Genomic DNA, 19458 nt, shown 5'->3' with positions numbered 1-19458 from the left:
AGATCATCTCCTATTCTAAATTTCTTTGAATTCCTTTTTTTCTAAAATAAAGACTGCTCTCCCCCGAATATTTTAAGTAATCATTAATCAAAAAATTCCATATGCTTTTTTTCCTGTTTGTAATAATCCAATCGATCTTGCAAAGTACCTGTGTGAAACTCAAATTTATGCCCATCCGGGTCGGTAAAATAAATCGAGTTCTTATCTCTTTCATCTCTTGGACGACTCGTTAAAATATTTACATTTAATTCAAGTAATTTTCCATACACGCTATCGTATTCTTCCTCTTTAATCGAAAAGGCAATATGTGTGTATGATTCGTTAATTTCATGACGAGGAATGTCTTTTTCTACATTAAGTGCAAGCCACATGCCGTTTAAGTCAAAGTATGCAGTATTTCTTCCTTTCACTAACAATTTGGCCCCAAATACTTTCTGATAAAAATCAATCGATGTTTCTAAATTCGAAACGGAAAATAATAAATGATTAATACCTGTGATCGTCATCTTTATTTCCCCCTCTTTCATATCTCTTTCTTTTTATAAAATTCTTTTCTATTATATCAAGAATTTTGTTTATTTTAATATCATTTCAATAATTAACGAAATTTTCAAAAGCTAAAATAAAATAGCACCACCATTTCAGATGAATGGTAGTGCCTTCAGATTTAATCGCTCATATTTATTGTTGCACTTCACTATAAAGCTCACGTGTTTTATAGACAATTTTGCGAATACTATCCATCGATAAATTATAGGTTTGTTCCAGTTCCTCGAATGACTGACCTTCCCTATACAATCGGTAGATTTCTTCGTTTCTTTTGGCTAGGGCGAGACGTGATCCGTTGGCTTCTCCCCATCCTACCCGCTGATTGGTTTGCTTCGGAATATAAATAAGCTCTCCTTGAATATATTTCTGAAGTTCCTTCAACAAATGAGGGGGAAGCACCTCTTTTCCATTTTTATATGACAAGCAAGAACATCCTTCCTTTTAAGATGTATGTGTCGATCATGCATTATTTTCTCATTCATCAATAAAACTCCTTTCATTTGGTTTTATTTTAGTAAACCTTTTCACTTTTAGTATACATTAGATCTGGAAAGAAAAGGAGACCGCAATATAAATGCGGCCTCATGTTTTGCGATTTCCGCTAAGCGGAAATCACCTCATATTTTGTGATCAACTTCAATCAGCCTCCTTTCCGAAAAAATTCTATCGGTCCGACATCCTTATTAACTCATAGATCCACCCCTCTGAACAAGGGAAAAAACGATTATAATTATTGTTTCCACTATTTTCTCTTTCACAAATCCTGAGCTAATCGAACCATATCGATCACTTGTATGCCATTTTCAAAAATTTTTTCCGAATAATGCCGTAGAAAGAAATCCTTATCAATTCCTGTTATTCTAAACCCACATTTTTGGTAAAGGGCAAGCTGATCAACACCTGAATTTCCAGTGCCAACCTCAATTGTTTTAAAACCAAGTCGGCTTGCTTCTTCGATCGCATGAAAGACCAACTGTTTTCCAATGCCTCTCCCTTGATAATTTTCATCGACAGCAAGATTGACTAACTCGATTGTTTCAGGTCTTGTTGGCAATAATACATAGACACCAATAATCCGTTCCTTTTCTTGCGCGATAAAGCATTGGCCCCTTTGCAAATAGGCCTCAACAAGCTTTCTAGAAGGATCTGCCAATAAAAGTAGTGGCATTGGTGGTTTCTCCTGTTTCATTAACATCCTTATTTGCACTTTAGGTCCTCCCATTATCAGCCGAAGCCCATTTTACTTTCATATTATCATATTGAAAAAAGAAATAAAGAAATCATTTATTTTTTATACCAGGTACTAACACTAGGTGTTATAATAAACAAAACAATAAGGATGTGATTTGATGGTTCAATTCAAAGCACGGGTAACGGCGATTGGAACGGCTGTACCTGAAAAAAGATTGCGTAATGAAGATTTGGAAAAAATGGTGGAGACGAATGATGAATGGATCGTTCAAAGAACTGGAATGAAAGAACGCAGGATTGCTGGAGAGAATGAGTTTGCTTCAACTTTAGCATTTCAGGCGATTGATCGTTTAATGAAAAATTATCACAAAGATTTGGATGATGTGGATGGCATTATTGTGGCCACGACAACTCCTGACTATGGTTTTCCAAGTGTCGCTTGCCAAATTCAAGCACATTACCAAATTCCTTGTGCAGGCGCATTTGATCTCAACGCAACCTGTGCAGGCTTCACCTATGCTTTACATGTAGCCAATAATTTGATCACTGCTGAGGCACATAAAAAGATTTTAGTGGTAGCAACAGAAACTTTATCGAAAATAACGGATTATCAAGATCGCTCTACTTGTATCTTACTTGGCGACGGAGCCGCAGCCATGCTTGTTGAGTATGATCCAGAGAATCCAAGCTTCCTTGCAAGCCATATGGGAACAGATGGAACCGGCGGCATTCATGTTTATCGGACAACACTTGCTCCAACAATGAACAACACAGCGTTAAACACCTCAGGAAAGATGGTTCAAAATGGGCGAGAAGTGTATAAGTGGGCTGTGCGCACTATCCCAACTGGCATGGATACTTTGATTAAGAAAGCAGATTTGACGTTTAACAATGTCGATTGGTTCATCCCTCATAGTGCCAATCTGCGAATGATCGAATCCATTTGCGAAAAATCAGGACTTTCGATTGAAAAAACCTTAACAAGTGTAAAATATTTCGGTAATACATCTTCGGCTTCAATTCCATTAGCCTTGCAGCTCGGGATTGAAAATGGAAAAGTACAAAACGGTGATACCTTGATGCTGTATGGCTTCGGTGGAGGACTAACGCATTTAGGTATTGTCCTAAAATGGAACCTATAATCTTCTTATAAAGGGTTAGACAATATTCGACTTATGTCCTTATTGCTCGGGAAATAATTCTAGCTCTTTTTGTTCTATTATCCAGATAAAGTGAAACTTCATTCAGTGGGGGGGTTTTTCATCCCCCACTGAATGTTAAGGATCAAAGGCTAAATTCGCAACATCCTGTTGCAACGCCTTTGTGACCTGCGTCCTGCAGGCCCGAACCAATCGGGTATTTACTGGCAGTTGTCCCCCACTTACAATTCTCGTTTTCACCTCGAATTCTTGAAGTGGGGGTCTTACTGCCAGTTAATTCGGGATAAAGCAGGAGAGAAAGTGATTCCCTCCTGCTTTATACATGTCATTTGGCCTCAGTATACCTGCCCTAAGACCCACGAACTGGTCCAAGTTCACTTTCTGTTACCCATTTATGATTTTTGACTACTTCTCCACCTGTTGTAGGTTTATAATCAATCATATAAACGGTTGTTTGTTCAAAGGATTCAATCTCTGCTGTTGCCCCTTTCATTCCTTCCATATGATCCGCCTCAAGGGTAACTTCTGTACCGGGACTCAATGGATCCTGACCGGCATCCGCGATTTCTTCCTGTATGACCCATTTATGATCCTTCACTTGCTCTCCACCATTTGTTGGTGTGTACGTGACAACATAAGCAATCGTATTATATGCCCCGACAATGGTCGCTTCTGCCCCCTTCATTCCTTTCATATGGTCCGTTTCAACTATAGCCTGACTCCCAACCTTGTATTTGGGGTCTTGCGCTTCTTTTAATTCTTCTGGAATCTCTCCTGAGTTCGAATGCTGCATCGAATCATGACTTGCATTCGCCTCTTTACTTGTCTCCTCTTGAGGAGACATCTGTCCCTCATCTTTTCTCGCTGTATCCTGGTTCGTATCTTGTCCGCAAGCTCCTAAAGCCAGCATCATCGCGACATTAATGCTTAAAATATATCGATGTTTAGACATGATGAATAGTCTACCTCTTTCATATAGAGTTAAAATTTCGCATTCATGTATCCTAAAATTCATTATTCCCTCCTATCTTCTCGTTAAACCTAATAGAGGAGAAGAGGCGCTACTCTACTCGATCGTGGATACAGTGTCAGCAAAACGACGTATTCATCATAATTGTGTATAGTAAGGAGAGATTTGAAAAGAAAACATGTTTTATCCACCAAAACGCTTCACAAGTTCGTTACGATAACTTTCGTTGGTAAATACCTCAATTAAAAAATCATTACTTGATCGATTTGCGCGTTGTTGCTGAAATGTATTAAGGTCATCAATAAAGAAAACAAGCTCGATTTCTTCTCCAGAGTTCAACTTAGCATACAATGCCTGGTTTAGCACAAATCCAGTTGATCCACCTTTTCCCCCAATATAATCCGCACCTCCAAGCATGTATGCAGTTTCAAGCAAATCGCGTAGTATAGTATTTGCTTCTGGGCTTCCCCATTCCCCTGTATGCACGTCCCTCAGAAAATGTCCATAAGAAGCTGCACTTGCACTAGTCACAGAATCTGACCAAATACGCTGCAAAGTAAGAGGCATATCAAAGGAATCAGGAACTGCCCTAGCTCCAGATTCTAGCTCAGCCTGAAGGGCGATAGATTCCTCTCTTAATTCAGCATGGCTAAGATTTTCCGCTTCTTCACCTAAATCATCAAAAAGTAGCAAGGAAGAAACTAACGGAACAATCGTTTCCTGTTCACCAAGCATTCCCCACGCTTCCATTCGTTCATCGATCGACTCAAATCCAATTAAACCAAGTAAATATTCAGTATTTGCATTGGAACTGTAAGCTATCATGCCTTTCACAACATCATGAAGCTGAATTTTTCCATCTGTAATATTATTTTCTACAGATTCAAGCCAAGCTGGATGTGCACCTCCATCTGAGTTGGGAATATAAAAGGAATCTAGCTTATCTAATGGAACAAGCATTTCAGGATCAAGCTTCCCCTCCGCAACTTGTTCAGCATAAGCAGCTGCAACCATAATTTTGACTGTACTTGCAAGTGGTCGCTCCTGACTGGGTGCAGTGTCAATCAGCACTTCCCCATCAACGGCTAAATAAAGAGAAGTAGTGTCTGTTTCTTCTAGATAGCCTGCTACAATATCAGGATTGCTATAAAAGAAATAGTAACCTCCTACGCCAATCCCTGCGAGTAATACGATAAGTAAGGCAATTCCGAGCTTTGTTGTATAAAACCATTTTTCAAGAAGCAGTATAATCAAAACAATCGCAAGAAATAAGAGATAGCCTAAATCAGAGAAAAACAAAGAAAGAAATATACCAACAAGGACTACAAGCAAGGTTGCTGCGGCCCGGAAAATCATATAAGGTGTTCGTTGCTCTTTTTTGAATAAAGGCAATATTGCAATTAGCGCGATTGCCAAAAGTATAAGATATTGAAATAAGCTCATAAAAAATCGCCTACTTTCTAATAAGATGATGATAGTGTAATATATTTTTTACTATAAGTCAAAAATATGTTACACTAAAAATAGGAAGAGGTGGTCATTATGGTGTTGAGGTCATCTGGAGCGATTAAAAACCGTCTTGCTGTGCTCCGTGCGGAGAAAAAGTGGTCACAAAAAGAAGTCGCAGAAATGCTGGGAGTAAGTAGACAGACGATTGTTTCTCTTGAAAAAAACAAATACAATCCATCTTTAAAACTGGCTTTTGAGATTGCTGCTCTATTTGAAAAAGAAGTAACGGATGTATTTCAATATGTGAAGGAGGAAGTAGAATGAATTGGTTAGGAATTATATTAGTGCCGATTTTCTTAGTGAGTCTTTATATCATCCTAAAATTCACTTGGGGTGAAGAAGGAAAAGATGAACGTGGGGCGCTAGTTTTAAGCAAATCGTATATGATCTCAATGCCAATCTTGCCAATAGGCTGGCTCATACTTCAGCTTATTCAAGATTTTGTTGGAATATCTTATGAAACTTATCGCTATTGGATCTGGATCATGGTGCTTGTTATCTTCATTGTACAAGGGGCTGTCATTATGGTGTATAAGCACAAGTTATAAGAGGTAGTGTCCCTTTCGCATGCTTCCATTCAATCACAATTCCTTAGTTTCATTTTGTTAATGCAAACAGTATAGTTTATGTGTCTGAATGGCTTCGGTTTTTACGACTAATCAACCTCTATACTTTTTAAGGACCTCATCGTATGGATTATTCTGATGAAATAACCACCTTCTCAAGAACGGTCAATCGGTGTATCATTTTATTAACCGATTTGGTCAATGAGGTGGAATATGAATAAAAACTTTTTTGATCGAGTTTTTAATAATGCAACGATGGAAAGACATATACAATCATCAAATGGGAAGGTCTATTACTGGACGAATGAACGAATTTCCCCACAGAAAGTTGCGATTGTATTCTGCCATGGATTAACAGCTGATCATACCCTCTTTGATAAACAAATTAAGCATTTATCCTCTGAATATAAATTGATAACTTGGGATTATCCTTTGCATGGGAAATCAAGACCATATGAAGATTTCACTTTCACACATGTAAATAAAGAGCTGTTAACTATACTCAAACAAGAGAATATAGAAAAAATAATTTTAGTGGGACAGTCAGCGGGAGGTTATATTGCTCAATCCTTTATCCAAGAATACAAGGATAAAGTAATAGGTTTTAATCTACAGGATCATCACTTCCTACCTCTCCCATATCATCAGTGCCTTCAGTCGAATCCCATTCTGTTTGATCCTCTTGATCATCACCTATAATACTGCTATCGAATTCTTCCTCATCGCCGAATGGATTTGTTTCAGTATATTTGCTCTACTCAGAAATAGCATTAAACACAAAAGTAAACATTAAAATACCGACAACGATCCATATCACAAAATAAGCGGAAACCACCACTGTCACAACCGTTTTGATGTTTTTTTCCAATCAGTAAATCTCCACATAAAAAAGACCCTCAGGCCATAAAAAGATTAGAAATAGTACAGCTACCCTCGTTTATTCATACCATTTTTTTCAGCACCTTCAACCATGTTGTCACTCCTCTTTCTAACTATTAATCTGTTAAAATTTTACACCTCGCTCATTATATTGGGGTTTTCTTATGATTTCGACTGTCTTTATAAAGATAGTTATTAAAACCTATTTCTTTTTTTCTAAGCAGACTTCCTCTCACTGAATTGACAAGCATTTAGTGAGAGGAATCGGTCTTTTCTCATTCATTTAGTAAAAAGGGGATAACGAAAAGTCGAATCGTCTAAAAAGTTTTTCAAACATTCGATAATTTGAGAAAGGGCTTTGACCAGAGGCGATCACGGGGCTTCGTTACCGATTTAGAAAATTCAGCGCCGGGACGAGCACGATAAAGGTTAAGATTGACCGTAATCCAAGATGTAACTCTGTATCCTATCTGTCAAAAAAAGCTTTAATTCCATCTACAATTCCTGTAGCGACTTTCTCTTGAAAAGCGGCTGAATTGATTCGGGCTTCGTCCTCAGCATTGGATATATATCCAAGTTCGAGCAACACCGCAGGTACTTTGTTTTCTCTTAATACATAATAATCTCCATAAGAGACACCGCGATTACGGGCGTGAATATCCTCTATAAATATGTACTGATGGATGCATTCCGCTAGTTTTTTATCACGGTTATGATAATAATAGGATGTCATCCCTTCCACATCATTTGTCTCAAATGCGTCATAATGGATACTTACAAATAAATCTGCTTGATTTTCTGCTGCCAACTCTCCCCGCTCTTCAAGCTCGACATATTCGTCATCATCGCGTGTCATTAGAACCTCTGCGCCAGCCTGCTCTAGTGTAGTCTTAATTTTATTCGCTGTCTCTAACGTAACTTGCTTCTCAAGCGTACCATTTTGGCCGCTGGCTCCAATATCATTGCCACCATGCCCAGGATCAAGTACAATTCTTCGTCCTGCCAAAGCCAATGTTTTTTCGGCTTTTATCGTTTTATTGCTTTCCTCCCCGCAGATTTTTTCATTATTTCCCTCAAATTCAAATACATGAATCGCCGCAAAGACTATAAGCAAGAACATGGGCAAGACGAGTCCTTTCCATTTTTTCATAGAAACTTCCTTTCTAGGTCGGTCCATTTTTATAAACGAGAATCTGATAAAAAATTATTGGGAAAATGATGTTGATCGCTGTAGACCCCAAACTCATAGCCCTGCTCTTTGAAAAAAGCAATAATTTGCGGTAACAGCTTCAAAGTTTGTTCCTTTTCGTGCATAAGGACAACTTCAATATTTTCTGTTGTAGTCGATTTTATGATGTTCATAATCTTCTCTGGGTCATTGGGATAATTCCAATCTTGGGAGTCAATTGTCCAATCCCAAATTTTCAAGCCTGCCTCAATGACTTGATGATGAATAAGTTCATCATTCAACCCAGGAATAGACCCATAAGGAGGACGAACTAAATGAGGGCTCGTTCCTGTAATCTCGTGGATTAACGCCAATGTTTCCTGCATTTCTGGGACAAACTGCTGATTTTTGTATAATTGGTCATAATCATGTGTCATACTATGGGCGCCAACATAATGGCCTTCCTCAATCGCTCGTTTCACATCAGACTGAAAGGATGGTTGCTTTAAATGGCTTCCCTGCATGAAAAAGGTTGCTTGAATTCCATGGTCCTTTAAAACATCAAGAAAATTTCCGGTCCATTTACTTGGACCATCGTCAAAAGTTAAGTAGACCATTTTCTCGTTTTTCTTATCCTTTGACTCTTCTTTCCTTCTTTCTATCTCCTCTTCCTTTTGCTTATTTGCTTCTTCTTTCATTTTTTCTTCGGTTTTTCGTGGTGAAGGACTAGTTTCTTCAAACGTTTCGGCCATTATTTTCTTATCCTCTGTCTTGTCAATGGGAGATGCAGCTTTTATGAAGTAATCTATCACCCAAACACAGGAAACTACTAAAAAAAACAATAGACATATTTTTAATAAGACTCTTATTCTTCTTTTCTCCCAACTAGACTGTTGTTGCATATGTTTCAACTCCCCTCTTTTATCTCTATTACTAGATTAAACATGCGAGATATAGATAAAATGAAGTTGAGATAAATTTTGGATAAAGAAAAAGCTATTAGGTCATGGGTTTAACCATGACCTAATAGCTTTTACTCTGAGTAAACTTCTATTTGTTTTTTCTTAAATAAAAATAAAACAATACGCCTGTTTCTGTATTCTCTACCCCAAATTTACTTCCATGGAGTTCAAGAATATTTTTGGAAATGGCTAGTCCCAAACCTGTTTCACCTTTTGAGCGATCTCGAGAAGTATCTCCGCGGTAAAATCGATCCCAAATTTTTTCCAATCGTTCCATAAGAATCGGTTCGCCTGTGTTTTCTACACAAATTTTCACTTGATTCTCTTTATCCTTTACCGAAATAGTCACGATACCAGCTGCTGGTGTATGACGGATCGCATTGGTTAAGAAATTCGTGATCACCTGCTCAATCCGATGTTCATTTGCTATCACTTCAAACGGCTGTAGCACCGGTCTAAGTGTCACCTGATTCTTGGCGGCCTCTATGGAAAGAGGGGCACAAACCCGTTCGATCATTTCATCGATATAGAAGGATTCCACTTTCATTTGATAAGTACCTGATTCATATTTGGCCAATTCAAGCATATCGGCAATGAGCCGATCCATCTTGTCAACTTCCTTCTCCAGTGCCTGAAAATAATACCCCCTTTTATGCTTGGCCACATCATCTTGTAAAATGGAAATCGTGCTTTTCATAATACTTAACGGTGTTTTAAGCTCATGCGAGACACCTGAAATAAATTCTTTTCTTGTGTTCTCTAGCTGCTTTTCTTTTTCAATATCCTGCTGCAGCTGCTTAATATGTTTGTGTAATGTGTCCGAAAGGGTATTGATGTTTTCCGATAATGTCCCCAATTCATCCCTTGATTTCACAGTGACACTTTCAGAGAAGTCCAAGTTAGCCATTTTTTTCGCCGTTTGATTAATTTTCAGTAGTGGACTAGCAATTTTTTTCGAATAATAAAAGGATGCTAATAAAACGAGAAGCATCACGAAAACGATTAAATAAACATAATACTCCTTTACCATTTGCACAGCCTCATCTACTGGCTGCAGTGATGTCATTGCAATTAGATAGGATCTGTGACCATCGATTGACAAGGGCTTGATTAATATTTTGTACTGAATATTATTTTGCTCAATGTCCTCCACTTGAATGGATTGGTCCATTGTTGGATTTTGTTTCAACAGAAGAGAGGCTTGAAAATCTTTGATTTTATCCATAAATAGAGTGTTTGTGTAAATAGCATTCGATCCTTCACTTCGATTTGGAAGCTGTACAGCTGTAACCGTTCCAATCAATTGAACAATATCTTGTTGTGAACTTGCCGGTTCTACTGGTTTAGCTTGCACCACTTTTGACTCTTCCCTTAAAACGGCTGGCGACTGTGAACTAGATTCATTTGGAAAGAGAAGATCTGTTTCCTGCGTATGTTTTGAAGAATTCTGTCCGATCCGCTTGCTGAGATATTCTCCTGCTGCTTTTTTCAACTGCTTATTCTCCCAGTAGGTTACATTTTCTTGTTCCTGTTCCAGCTCATATGGATCCAAAGCTCCGATCGTTCCTAGCGAATTAGGCACAAATCTTCCTAAATGGCCGATGACATAAGGGATGACTATCGATCCTTTCTTAATCCCGTATATACCAATGCGTACATCTGGCTCAAGAAGGAGATCATCTGATAAAGCATCTTCAAAATCCAGCAAATAGTAGAGAGGGATACGGATTGTTTTATCTGCAAAAGCTTCGTCATTCGCTCGCTCTGACTGAATTTCCACATAAAAATCATCCGCATTTTTTAAATTTCCATATTGATCCAATGTCGTAATCCATGTATTATGTTTTTGATAAAAATCCTGTTCTAGTTTTTTTTGAACATATTTGTCTTCCTTGTTTTGCAGGTAATCGTCTGCATAACGATCCATGGCCGCCTGAATATCAGTGACTTTTTGATGGGCATAATATTGCTTGAAGAAAATCGTTTGACCGATAAAAACAGTCGTTAAGATAAAGACGCAAAGCAAAGTTGTCAGAGTAAACAGTTTGAAAACAATTTTACTTCTCATACAGTCGCCTCAAATTTATAACCTAAGCGCACAATAGTTTTGATCGCATCTGCCTTATCACCAAGCTTAGTTCGGATATTCCGTATATGCGTATTAATAGTGCGGTCATCACCGGCATATTCATAACCCCAAACCTTGATAATTAATTGTTCCCTAGTAATCACAATTCCTTCGTTTTGCATTAAGTAGGAAAGAATTTCAAATTCTGTATGTGTAAGATTGATGCTTTGATCATCAACTAGCACTGATCTGGCAGCCATATTAATGGAAATGCCATTCGCAGGTTTTACCTGTTGTTCTTCTACAGCGCTCTTTTGTTGACGGCTTTGCAATAATCGTTTGGCCCGTGCCAATAATATAGCTGGACTATATGGTTTCGTCACATAATCATCTGCCCCAAGTTCAAAGCCTAATAATGTATCTTCTTCCTCAACACGTGCGGTTAGGATAATAATGGGAACATCCGCCGTTTTTCGAATCCGCCTGCAAACAGACCAGCCATCTAATTTGGGCAGCATAATATCTAAAATAATCAAATCCACCCTTTCGCTGTCAAATAATTGCAATGCCTTTTTCCCATCATTTGCTTCCAGCACATGGAAATTTTCATTTAAAAAATAGTCTTTAAGCACTTCTCTTAGAATTTGTTCATCCTCAACAATCAGAATGGTTTCATTCATCGCTTTATCCTCCATTGTTATTCGTTTAAGTATATCAAAACAATGTAAAGATTAGATAAAGACAAACCATTATATAAATCTTTTCAAATAACCGATTGGTCCCCAATCGAAGAAATGTAAACCACTCTCTCCCCTCTAGGATTGTTGCAAGGATCTCGTAATTGATTAAAACCACTTTCTCATATTCAGATTGCATTTTGTCAATACATCTTAGATACAGGAGCCTTTTCTTCCTGCTCAACAGTTCGATCCTTCTAGCTTCAGATCTTTCGTGTCTTCAGGTGGGATCGTGTGCATTTTTGATCGAGCTCTACATCGCTATTTATAAATTATAGCTGTAGCAAATCTGTTTTTGTGTGAGAGGAGAATGCCGTAATCATCAAAATCAGCTAAACTAATCGCTATGAAACAAGCCAATTTTTCTTTTCCATCCTTCTCGGTAATCTCCTTCATTTTTGAAAGATATGAGCAACACCTCCATATTGAGCAAATAATAGAGTGCTAATAGTATATTTTCTAACATCATGCTAAGATATTGAGGTTTGCAAATTCGATCAATCGGTCGTTATGGTAATATAGAAAGAAAGTACAAAGTAAATGTTGATATTGGAACTTTTTTCGAAATAATTAATCTTTTTATGAGCTATTTATTTTTATAATTCATTCAATTGAGACACTTGCTTACGCTGTTCGATTACCTGGTGCTAGAGCCCCTAATGATGATGACCTCACGTTTATTGAGAACTATCCTTGCTCAGTTATTTCTTTCCAGGGGCTTGGCTTACAAAATTCATTGTATGAGGAGATTGATATGAAACTTGATCGGCTTTTACGTATGATCATGCTTTTACTTGATCGAAAAAAAGTAACCGCCCAAGAATTAGCAGAGGAATTGGCTATTTCTGTTCGGACGGTTTATCGTGATATTGATACATTAAGTAGTGCAGGAATTCCTATCGTTAGCTATCAAGGGGCGAATGGTGGCATCAGTTTAATCGAGAATTACCGGATCGACAAACATTTTTTAAAAGAAGAGGAGCTCACCTCTCTATCCGTTGCCTTAAAAAGTCTGCTTACAGCCTATGAGGATCCTAGCGCCAAAACCGTTTTGGAAAAAATCCGCCATATTGTGGGCAAAGAGGCTACAGAGGATTACCTTTTTATCGATGATAGTCCATGGGGGCAAGACGAACACCTTAAACAAAAACGAACCTTTTTAAAAACAGCCATTGAAAACAACACATGTGTAGAGATTGTATACGGAAATAGAACCGTCATCCCCCGAATCATTGAACCTCATACGCTAGTGCAAAAAGGTCGTTCCTGGTATGTGTACAGTTATTGTTTACAGCGACAAGCTTTTCGCTTATTTAAACTAGCAAGAATAAAAGATTTGCAGTGGAACAAGCAGACGTTTCAGCGAAAAGAGGGTCGATGTATCTAAGCTTCCTTGGGATAAAGATTGGTATGATCACAAAATGATTATCTTAAAACTCACTTATCAGGCAGACATCTATGAAAAAATGGAGGAAATGTTTGGTGTAGAAGCAGTGGATGCGGAAAAACAAATTGTCACCCTGCAACTACCAGAGAACCAATGGCTATACAGCTTTCTATTAAGCTTTTCTGACAAAATCGAAGTGCTTGAACCGATGCATATCAGGGAGATTATCCAGCAGCAGGCAAGAAATGTTTTTAAGATGTATAAAACCTGACAGACTGTTGTCAGGTTTAGATCGTTATAGTAAGGCTAAAGGTGGTGAAAATTATGATCAAACAGAAGAAGGCATTCAGAGTGATGGGAATTTCTGTAGAGACGTCCAATGCAAATGAAAGGACCGTTCAGGCAAAAATCCCTGCCTTATGGGATCGATTTTATCAAGAGCAGGTTTCAACGCAAATTCCTGCCTTGGATCATACTGTATATGGCGTGTATTCGGATTATGCTGTAGATGTAAATGGCACATATCAGATGACGATCGGGCTCAAAGTGGACAAGGCCACAAAGTCAGATGAATGGGTCGTAAAAACGATTCCTACTTCTCAATATCTTGTCTTTACTTCTGAAAAAGGCCCCATCGCGAAAATCGTTGGCGCACTTTGGCAGGAAATTTGGCACTACTGTGAAAAGAACAGTATCAAGAGAACTTATACAGGAGATTTTGAAGTGTATGACGGGCGATGTGCAGATCCTGAGAATGCGCAAGTAGAGATTTATATTGCGATTAAGAAATAAAACTGTCGGCATTTACTTTGTGGGGTGAATGCCGATGCCTTTAAATCGGGATTTAAGAAATGGAACTCTCTTTCTATCTACACTCTCTCACGCTAAGAATCAACAGATGGCTCTGATCTCTAATAAATTTATCCCCTATGTCTTTCTTTCAATCCAAAACTATGTGGGAAAATAGGTTTTCCCAAGATGAACATAAGGGTTCTCAAATACATAAAATGATTTTTTTTGAGCATATTTCGCAAAAACTAATTCTAAAATATATATTTCGAAAATGCGTGAAATACGCCATCTTCATCATTGGATAAGGTGACATCATTGGCGAGCGCTTTTATATCGTCAGGGGCATTTCCCATCGCAATTCCTAAACCTGCGAACTCAATCATACCCAAGTCATTGTAATAATCGCCGATTGCCATCATTTCTGATTGCTTTATTTCAAGGGAATCTAAGAGATGGATGAGCGCTTTTGTTTTATTTGATTGGGCATGAACGTATTCTCTATGAAATTCTAAATCAATCCTCTTTCTGAGTCGTCCAGGAACTGGCAAAGGAATCTCCTGCCATCCACCTACTTTATTTTGATCGCCAATTGTACATTTCATAATTTTTTCCTTAATAGATAAAACATCACGATGAATAGTAGGAGTGATTTCATATACCTGATATTGTTGTTCTTGAGAGTCTTCCAGCCATTCCACATACACATCAAAAGCTGTACACAGGGAAAAATGAATGTGATGACGGCGGCAATAATGGATAAGTGGGGCGATATCCTCCATAGAAAAAGAATACTCGCCAATGAGTGCTTGATTTACAGTATTAATGGTAGCTGTTCCATCATTTGATACCAAAATCCCCTTAAAATCCAATTGATCCAAAATCCGTTTCGTTTGCATATAATATCTGCCTGTCGCTAACACAATCTGAACCCCTAAATCTTCTGCCTTATAAATCGCTTGTATATTCCGCTCAGAGATATTTCCATCTCGATTAAGCAATGTCCCATCCAAATCCAAAGCCACTAATTTATACATGAAATCCCCCTTCTATTCTAACTTTGAAAAACAATAACCGGACCATGCCAACAATCATTTTGCACGAACTCTTCTTTCTGTATGTGTCCATCCGTATAATCATGAATCAATTTTGCCCAAAACCTTTGAGCAACTTTATTTCCTGCTGTCTGTCTAATCTCCCATACTCCCCGATATTGTTGGAACAAGGAGTTAGCAACCTTTTGCCCAACACCTAACCTTCTAAATTTCCTCATAATAAAAAAATCACTGATTACATTGCTTTTTTCAGCGGTACTTAATTTCATGAATTCTTTTGGAACATCAAGACTAACAAGCGCAAATCCCGCTATTTCACCATCAACCTTGACCAAGTATGGGCGGCGATAATCGTCTGTCCATTGATGATCTAAATACTTATATAAATATAAACCGTGGTCATTTAACACATGACCATCAAATTCACTACTATCATATCTATATAATTGCATTAAATTCTGTAATATCGTTTTATCTTCGTATGGAATAAGTGATAAGGTAACGTCCATACTCATCCTCCTTTATGAAGTGATTGCACAAGTGCATAAATCTACAGAACGAGTAAGTGTAAAAATAAAAATAGCGGGTACCATAACATGTATAGATTTCTGGAGGTGTTCAAGATGTATATCAGCGGTCATGTTTCTGGATACGATGGTGTGAATTTATTTTACCGTGGTTGGCTCCCCAAAGAATCACGTGGATTTATAATGTTGATTCATGGAGCTGGTGAGCATTCGGGGCGTTATTCCCATATTGGTGAAATATGTATGGAGCACCAACTCGGCGTACTTGCGCCGGATTTACGAGGTTTTGGAAAATCTGGTGGTCCTCGTGGACATGTTAATAAATTTACAGATTACCTAGATGACTTAAATCAATTAATTGAATCCTTTCAGGTCCAATATCCTTCCGCCCCATTATTTATTTTCGGGCATAGCTTAGGAGGGCTCATTGCTATTCGCTACGGTCAAATGTATCCCCACAAAGCAAAAGGATTTATCTTATCAGCTCCTGCATTAGGGATCCGATTTCAGCTGCCACTATTAATAAAAAAAACAGTGGAATTTTGTTCTTGGATTTCTCCTAATTTATCGATCCAACCTTTCAAGTGGATGGGAATCCTAAAAAAAGTTCGCAGTTTAGAGCATCTTTTCCCAGAGCCTGATCTAGAATTAATCGAGGATCCACTATTTACTTCAGAATACACCCCGCGTTGGTTAACTGAATTAACTCATAATGGAGTTCACGCGTTATTAGATATTGAGAAATTCCGTTTTCCACTTTTATGTCTTTATGACCAACAGGATCCAATTGTCCATCCTGATTCAATCTTACGCTTTTTGGATTCCATTTCCATTCAGGATAAAAAATATATCATGTATGAAGATGGGCTTCATCGACATTGGGACGCAAACCATTGCGAGCATGCATTGGAAAATGTTATGACATGGTTAACTCCCCGTTTATAATTAAAGTCAAGAGCCAACCCACTTTTACTTAATGGGAGCAGGATAAACATGCAATTCCTAGATTTTTTTATGCTTGATTTATAAATCCCATCCCCCTTAAAAAAGCTGCCATCCTCGCATTCGTTTGGTGAAAATATTTGTTATTATGTCGGCCGTATTTAAAAAATCCGTGCTCCATTCCTTCATATTCTTCGAAATGGATTTTATTTCCAGATTCCACCATGCGCTCGACAAATAATTTATTTTGTACATAGAGACCGTGAGGAATCGCTGGGGTATCCTCCTCCGTGCCACACATCCATAAAGTGGGCGGTAATCCCTTTTTAATATGGTGCAACGGAGATATTTCAATGGCTTGATCCAATATTTCTGGATATCTCCTTTTCATAATATCTATTCCGTCCATGCCAGCTCCAAAGATGATCAGCGCATTAGGGATATGATCACGACTCTGCTGATGATAATCGGGGTCATCATTTACATGATCAAACATGATTGAAGAAACACTGACATAGCCGCCTGCGGATGCACCGCACATGACAATTTTTTCTGGATCGACGCCCAATTCGTCCGCATGTTGACGCACCCAACGGACTGAAGACTTCGCATCCGCAATCGCATGTTTCGGCGTAAAACCCACGTCATGGCCAGCCCGATAATCCACACAGATCGCGACCATACCAAGTGAGGCAAAATAATTAGCTTGCTGTTGAAAAACAGCTGGTGATTGCGGATTCTTTTTAAAACTACCTCCGATGAAAAAAAGAATCGCTGCTCGCTTTTTCTTCGCCTCTGACGGCTCAAATATATATAACTTTACATCTCTAGTTCCGATGCTCTTAAACGTTTTCTCAATCACAGGAAAATCAAACTCCGGTACTCTCATCTTCTCGCTCCTAACTATCCATTTTCATAAAAATTATGGACGGTTTTCTGATCCTACACACTCTTTCTCGCGGCGGCCATTTCGACTAATTTATTTAGCGTTTTCCAATTGCGAACTGTGGTAGGCACACCCAAGCTCTGCATTTGGTCAGCCAGCTTGGAATTTCGTGCACCGTTTCCAAATAAAAAATAAATCTCTTGACCCTCCACTTGATAATCCTCCCCAGCGTTTTTATAACCATTTAATCTCTCTACTTTTTCCTGCAAAGGGGCATGGAGGAGGAGGGCAACATAAAGTATTTCTCCTGCCGCGGAGGCCCTCGCCTTTAAAACGACATCCTCAGAAAAAGGTAAGTCGGCTATAATTGCCTCTAGTCCTGTTGCTGTTCTTATAATCACATTGATTGAAAAACCGAAGTCATCAAAAATCCTTCGCTCTATTTCTTGACGCAACCAATCCTCTTTCTCATTTGATTCAAACAGGACATTGCCACTCTGGATATATGTCTGGACATGAGCAAGCCCTATCTTCTCTAGTGAGGCACGTAATTCTTTCATTTTAATTTTTCGGTGTCCCCCAACATTAATTCCTCGGAGAAATGCAATGTATACTGGCATGTTATTCCCCTTCCATTTATTTTGTTTAACACTGATCTTCTGTGTAGCATCTACGAGGATTTGCTCTTTCTTTGCGAACGCATTCCTTTTCGTTTTTGAATTTGATCATTATGTAAAAATCGCTGATACTCTGCACTATTTACCCCATAAATAGCGATTTTTCCTTCGTGATCATAATGAATTCCCCAACCATATTTTTTCACTAATGGAGATGCCCTAAAACAAGCTTTCGATTTGGCAAAAAATTGTTCGCGTAATTCATCAAGTTTGTCTGAATCAACTTGATTTTTAATCAAATACGTTTTAAATTGGACATCTGCTTCCGTGTATTCGTAGGGATGATCCTCCATTAAATCATATTCAATCGATGCAATCGTTGGTTTGTTGTTTCTTGGAACAGGCACAATCGGCTCCGTAACGCCGGAATCCTCAGATATGGTAATGAATGTATTTTGATAACTCATAAACATCCTCCTCATATTTAATAGTCAATATTCATGTTTGCCAACTAAGCAATCCGAATGCCTGCTTCCATTGTACATGAAAGCCCTTCCCTTGAGTATTTATTTTTTAAAGCGGATCATTTTTTGCACAAAAAAGCATCTAAAAATACTCGTCTCCAAGTTTTTAGATGCCTTACCATTTAATTCTTAAGATGTCGCTTTTTGTTCATTTGCAAAGAGACAACGTCCTTTTCCAAATGGAATACAAAGGGGCGTTCCGAATATCGGATCACAAGCAATCTGACATTTCATGTCAAAGACTGTTCTCACTAGCTCAGGTGTAATAATTTCCTCCGGTTTCCCATGAGCGAAAATTGTTTTATCTTTTAAAGCCACAATATAATCTGCATAACGACTAGCTAAATTTAGATCATGTAGCACCATCACAATCGTTCTATTTTCATTTTCATTCAATTCAAAAAGGAGGTCAAGAACATCGACTTGATGAGCCATATCTAAATAGGTTGTCGGCTCATCCAATAAAATAGTCTCCGTTTGTTGGGCTAATGTAAGAGCAATCCATGCTCGTTGCCGTTGGCCCCCTGATAATGAATCAACAGATTGATCCGCTAATTCACTCATGTTTGTCGATGTAAGCGCATGTTGAACAGCTTCTTCATCTTGCTGTGACCATTGTTTCATCCATTGGCGATAAGGATGTCTTCCCTGCTTTACGAGTTCATAGACAGTTAAGCCCTCAGGAGTTACTGGACCTTGCGGTAAGATAGCTAGTTTTTTGGCAATATCCTTCGTTCTTAATTTTGCAATTTCCTTTCCATCTAGCATTATTTGACCTTGCTGTGGTTTTAACAAACGGGCTAGAGATCGCAATAAAGTAGATTTGCCACAACCATTCTGACCAATCAATACCGTAATTTTCCCTTTTGGTATTTCGATATCTAGACTATCTATAATAATGCTGTCTCCAAATCCAAGCGTTAAATCATGTGCTGATAAAGTTTCCACTAAGATCACCCCTTCCAGGACTTT

22 protein-coding genes and 2 pseudogenes are annotated in these 19458 nt (G+C 38.3%); 8 read left to right on the top strand and 16 right to left on the bottom strand.

Annotated elements, in window-relative coordinates; genetic code table 11:
• Window positions 1–83 precede the first annotated feature (83 nt).
• The 3 genes from fosM to IPU53_RS07555 all read right to left on the bottom strand — a co-directional run bounded on the left by fosM (window position 84) and on the right by IPU53_RS07555 (window position 1756).
• Window positions 84–506: a FosM family fosfomycin resistance protein gene (gene fosM, locus IPU53_RS07565; protein WP_207449475.1), complete on the bottom strand. Its 423-nt coding sequence runs from the start codon at window positions 504–506 to the stop codon at window positions 84–86.
• A gap of 175 nt (window positions 507–681) precedes the next feature.
• A complete protein-coding gene (locus IPU53_RS07560; protein ID WP_207449473.1) occupies window positions 682–972 on the bottom strand; it encodes a CD3324 family protein in 291 nt (96 codons plus the stop codon).
• Between the two features lie 331 nt (window positions 973–1303).
• Window positions 1304–1756, bottom strand: coding sequence for a GNAT family N-acetyltransferase (locus tag IPU53_RS07555; RefSeq protein WP_207449471.1), 453 nt, complete (start codon window positions 1754–1756; stop codon window positions 1304–1306).
• 142 nt (window positions 1757–1898) lie between these two features.
• On the opposite strand from IPU53_RS07555, the gene IPU53_RS07550 reads away from it, so the two are divergent.
• On the top strand, window positions 1899–2882 hold the full coding sequence (locus IPU53_RS07550) for a ketoacyl-ACP synthase III (protein WP_207449469.1): 984 nt from the start codon (window positions 1899–1901) through the stop codon (window positions 2880–2882).
• Between the two features lie 367 nt (window positions 2883–3249).
• Here IPU53_RS07550 and IPU53_RS07545 read toward each other — a convergent pair whose 3' ends face one another.
• Together IPU53_RS07545 and IPU53_RS07540 are read right to left on the bottom strand one after the other, a co-directional pair.
• Entirely contained in the window at window positions 3250–3852 is a 603-nt protein-coding gene (locus IPU53_RS07545) for a YdhK family protein (protein WP_207449575.1), read from the bottom strand.
• Between the two features lie 201 nt (window positions 3853–4053).
• Window positions 4054–5313 carry a serine hydrolase gene (locus IPU53_RS07540; protein WP_207449467.1) on the bottom strand — a complete coding sequence of 420 codons (1260 nt, stop codon included), beginning with the start codon at window positions 5311–5313 and terminating at the stop codon, window positions 4054–4056.
• A 99-nt stretch (window positions 5314–5412) separates the two neighbouring features.
• On the opposite strand from IPU53_RS07540, the gene IPU53_RS07535 reads away from it, so the two are divergent.
• The 3 genes from IPU53_RS07535 to IPU53_RS07525 all read left to right on the top strand — a co-directional run bounded on the left by IPU53_RS07535 (window position 5413) and on the right by IPU53_RS07525 (window position 6644).
• Window positions 5413–5643 (top strand): helix-turn-helix transcriptional regulator, encoded by a 231-nt coding sequence (locus IPU53_RS07535; protein ID WP_207449465.1) that lies wholly within the window; start codon window positions 5413–5415, stop codon window positions 5641–5643.
• A complete protein-coding gene (locus IPU53_RS07530) occupies window positions 5640–5927 on the top strand; it encodes a hypothetical protein (RefSeq protein WP_207449463.1) in 288 nt (95 codons plus the stop codon). Before IPU53_RS07535 ends, IPU53_RS07530 begins: the two co-directional genes overlap by 4 nt.
• 231 nt (window positions 5928–6158) lie before the next feature.
• Complete coding sequence (locus IPU53_RS07525; protein ID WP_242698126.1) at window positions 6159–6644, top strand: alpha/beta fold hydrolase; 486 nt, start codon at window positions 6159–6161, stop codon at window positions 6642–6644.
• A gap of 646 nt (window positions 6645–7290) precedes the next feature.
• Here the strand turns inward: IPU53_RS07525 and IPU53_RS07520 are convergent.
• The 5 genes and pseudogenes from IPU53_RS07520 to IPU53_RS25595 all read right to left on the bottom strand — a co-directional run.
• On the bottom strand, window positions 7291–7974 hold the full coding sequence (locus IPU53_RS07520; RefSeq protein ID WP_242698125.1) for an N-acetylmuramoyl-L-alanine amidase family protein: 684 nt from the start codon (window positions 7972–7974) through the stop codon (window positions 7291–7293).
• Window positions 7975–8003: 29 nt separating this feature from the next.
• Complete coding sequence (locus tag IPU53_RS07515) at window positions 8004–8894, bottom strand: polysaccharide deacetylase family protein (RefSeq protein ID WP_396019921.1); 891 nt, start codon at window positions 8892–8894, stop codon at window positions 8004–8006.
• 148 nt (window positions 8895–9042) lie between these two features.
• The gene (locus tag IPU53_RS07510; RefSeq protein WP_207449459.1) at window positions 9043–11022 is read right to left on the bottom strand and encodes a sensor histidine kinase; all 1980 of its coding nucleotides are present in this window, start codon (window positions 11020–11022) and stop codon (window positions 9043–9045) included.
• Window positions 11019–11273 (bottom strand): annotated as a pseudogene (locus IPU53_RS25600) (winged helix-turn-helix domain-containing protein); the annotation flags it as partial. The pseudogene IPU53_RS25600 and the gene IPU53_RS07510, both read right to left, overlap by 4 nt.
• A 65-nt stretch (window positions 11274–11338) precedes the next feature.
• Window positions 11339–11702, bottom strand: a pseudogene (locus IPU53_RS25595) (response regulator); the annotation flags it as partial.
• An 811-nt stretch (window positions 11703–12513) separates the two neighbouring features.
• On the opposite strand from IPU53_RS25595, the gene IPU53_RS07500 reads away from it, so the two are divergent.
• The 3 genes from IPU53_RS07500 to IPU53_RS07495 are packed head-to-tail and all read left to right on the top strand — an operon-like array spanning window position 12514 to window position 13938.
• Window positions 12514–13146, top strand: coding sequence for a helix-turn-helix transcriptional regulator (locus tag IPU53_RS07500; protein WP_242698124.1), 633 nt, complete (start codon window positions 12514–12516; stop codon window positions 13144–13146).
• 34 nt (window positions 13147–13180) lie between these two features.
• Window positions 13181–13417 carry a WYL domain-containing protein gene (locus IPU53_RS24855; RefSeq protein ID WP_396019920.1) on the top strand — a complete coding sequence of 79 codons (237 nt, stop codon included), beginning with the start codon at window positions 13181–13183 and terminating at the stop codon, window positions 13415–13417.
• Between the two features lie 53 nt (window positions 13418–13470).
• Window positions 13471–13938, top strand: a complete 468-nt coding sequence (locus tag IPU53_RS07495; RefSeq protein WP_207449455.1) for a GyrI-like domain-containing protein — start codon at window positions 13471–13473, stop codon at window positions 13936–13938.
• Between the two features lie 251 nt (window positions 13939–14189).
• On the opposite strand, the gene IPU53_RS07490 is transcribed toward IPU53_RS07495, so the two are convergent.
• Together IPU53_RS07490 and IPU53_RS07485 are read right to left on the bottom strand one after the other, a co-directional pair.
• Window positions 14190–14972 carry a Cof-type HAD-IIB family hydrolase gene (locus IPU53_RS07490; RefSeq protein ID WP_207449454.1) on the bottom strand — a complete coding sequence of 261 codons (783 nt, stop codon included), beginning with the start codon at window positions 14970–14972 and terminating at the stop codon, window positions 14190–14192.
• Window positions 14973–14989: 17 nt separating this feature from the next.
• Window positions 14990–15499, bottom strand: coding sequence for a GNAT family N-acetyltransferase (locus tag IPU53_RS07485; protein ID WP_242698123.1), 510 nt, complete (start codon window positions 15497–15499; stop codon window positions 14990–14992).
• 114 nt (window positions 15500–15613) lie between these two features.
• On the opposite strand from IPU53_RS07485, the gene IPU53_RS07480 reads away from it, so the two are divergent.
• Window positions 15614–16462: an alpha/beta hydrolase gene (locus tag IPU53_RS07480; RefSeq protein WP_207449449.1), complete on the top strand. Its 849-nt coding sequence runs from the start codon at window positions 15614–15616 to the stop codon at window positions 16460–16462.
• A 67-nt stretch (window positions 16463–16529) separates the two neighbouring features.
• Here IPU53_RS07480 and IPU53_RS07475 read toward each other — a convergent pair whose 3' ends face one another.
• The 4 genes from IPU53_RS07475 to IPU53_RS07460 all read right to left on the bottom strand — a co-directional run bounded on the left by IPU53_RS07475 (window position 16530) and on the right by IPU53_RS07460 (window position 19434).
• Window positions 16530–17348: an alpha/beta hydrolase gene (locus IPU53_RS07475; protein WP_207449447.1), complete on the bottom strand. Its 819-nt coding sequence runs from the start codon at window positions 17346–17348 to the stop codon at window positions 16530–16532.
• A 53-nt stretch (window positions 17349–17401) separates the two neighbouring features.
• Window positions 17402–17965 (bottom strand): DUF1697 domain-containing protein, encoded by a 564-nt coding sequence (locus IPU53_RS07470; RefSeq protein ID WP_207449445.1) that lies wholly within the window; start codon window positions 17963–17965, stop codon window positions 17402–17404.
• A gap of 50 nt (window positions 17966–18015) precedes the next feature.
• Window positions 18016–18429: a DUF6157 family protein gene (locus IPU53_RS07465; RefSeq protein WP_207449443.1), complete on the bottom strand. Its 414-nt coding sequence runs from the start codon at window positions 18427–18429 to the stop codon at window positions 18016–18018.
• Between the two features lie 186 nt (window positions 18430–18615).
• Window positions 18616–19434 (bottom strand): ABC transporter ATP-binding protein, encoded by an 819-nt coding sequence (locus IPU53_RS07460; RefSeq protein WP_207449441.1) that lies wholly within the window; start codon window positions 19432–19434, stop codon window positions 18616–18618.
• Window positions 19435–19458 lie beyond the last annotated feature (24 nt).

The sequence above is a fragment of the Bacillus sp. SD088 genome (assembly GCF_017355205.1).
Classification (GTDB): domain Bacteria; phylum Bacillota; class Bacilli; order Bacillales; family Bacillaceae_C; genus Lederbergia.
The sequence above is the reverse complement of the archived record's forward strand: the minus strand, read 5'-3'. Positions and strand labels throughout refer to the sequence as shown.

Excerpts from the sequence above, each read along its gene's own strand:
- fosM (WP_207449475.1), bottom strand. The coding sequence starts at position 506 with ATGACGATCACAGGTATTAATCATTTATTATTTTCCGTTTCGAATTTA.
- IPU53_RS07550 (WP_207449469.1), top strand. The coding sequence starts at position 1,899 with ATGGTTCAATTCAAAGCACGGGTAACGGCGATTGGAACGGCTGTACCT.
- IPU53_RS07545 (WP_207449575.1), bottom strand. The coding sequence starts at position 3,852 with ATGTCTAAACATCGATATATTTTAAGCATTAATGTCGCGATGATGCTG.
- IPU53_RS07540 (WP_207449467.1), bottom strand. The coding sequence starts at position 5,313 with ATGAGCTTATTTCAATATCTTATACTTTTGGCAATCGCGCTAATTGCA.
- IPU53_RS07535 (WP_207449465.1), top strand. The coding sequence starts at position 5,413 with ATGGTGTTGAGGTCATCTGGAGCGATTAAAAACCGTCTTGCTGTGCTC.
- IPU53_RS07530 (WP_207449463.1), top strand. The coding sequence starts at position 5,640 with ATGAATTGGTTAGGAATTATATTAGTGCCGATTTTCTTAGTGAGTCTT.
- IPU53_RS07525 (WP_242698126.1), top strand. The coding sequence starts at position 6,159 with ATGAATAAAAACTTTTTTGATCGAGTTTTTAATAATGCAACGATGGAA.
- IPU53_RS07520 (WP_242698125.1), bottom strand. The coding sequence starts at position 7,974 with ATGAAAAAATGGAAAGGACTCGTCTTGCCCATGTTCTTGCTTATAGTC.
- IPU53_RS07515 (WP_396019921.1), bottom strand. The coding sequence starts at position 8,894 with ATGCAACAACAGTCTAGTTGGGAGAAAAGAAGAATAAGAGTCTTATTA.
- IPU53_RS07510 (WP_207449459.1), bottom strand. The coding sequence starts at position 11,022 with ATGAGAAGTAAAATTGTTTTCAAACTGTTTACTCTGACAACTTTGCTT.
- IPU53_RS07500 (WP_242698124.1), top strand. The coding sequence starts at position 12,514 with ATGAAACTTGATCGGCTTTTACGTATGATCATGCTTTTACTTGATCGA.
- IPU53_RS24855 (WP_396019920.1), top strand. The coding sequence starts at position 13,181 with ATGATTATCTTAAAACTCACTTATCAGGCAGACATCTATGAAAAAATG.
- IPU53_RS07495 (WP_207449455.1), top strand. The coding sequence starts at position 13,471 with ATGATCAAACAGAAGAAGGCATTCAGAGTGATGGGAATTTCTGTAGAG.
- IPU53_RS07490 (WP_207449454.1), bottom strand. The coding sequence starts at position 14,972 with ATGTATAAATTAGTGGCTTTGGATTTGGATGGGACATTGCTTAATCGA.
- IPU53_RS07485 (WP_242698123.1), bottom strand. The coding sequence starts at position 15,499 with ATGGACGTTACCTTATCACTTATTCCATACGAAGATAAAACGATATTA.
- IPU53_RS07480 (WP_207449449.1), top strand. The coding sequence starts at position 15,614 with ATGTATATCAGCGGTCATGTTTCTGGATACGATGGTGTGAATTTATTT.
- IPU53_RS07475 (WP_207449447.1), bottom strand. The coding sequence starts at position 17,348 with ATGAGAGTACCGGAGTTTGATTTTCCTGTGATTGAGAAAACGTTTAAG.
- IPU53_RS07470 (WP_207449445.1), bottom strand. The coding sequence starts at position 17,965 with ATGCCAGTATACATTGCATTTCTCCGAGGAATTAATGTTGGGGGACAC.
- IPU53_RS07465 (WP_207449443.1), bottom strand. The coding sequence starts at position 18,429 with ATGAGTTATCAAAATACATTCATTACCATATCTGAGGATTCCGGCGTT.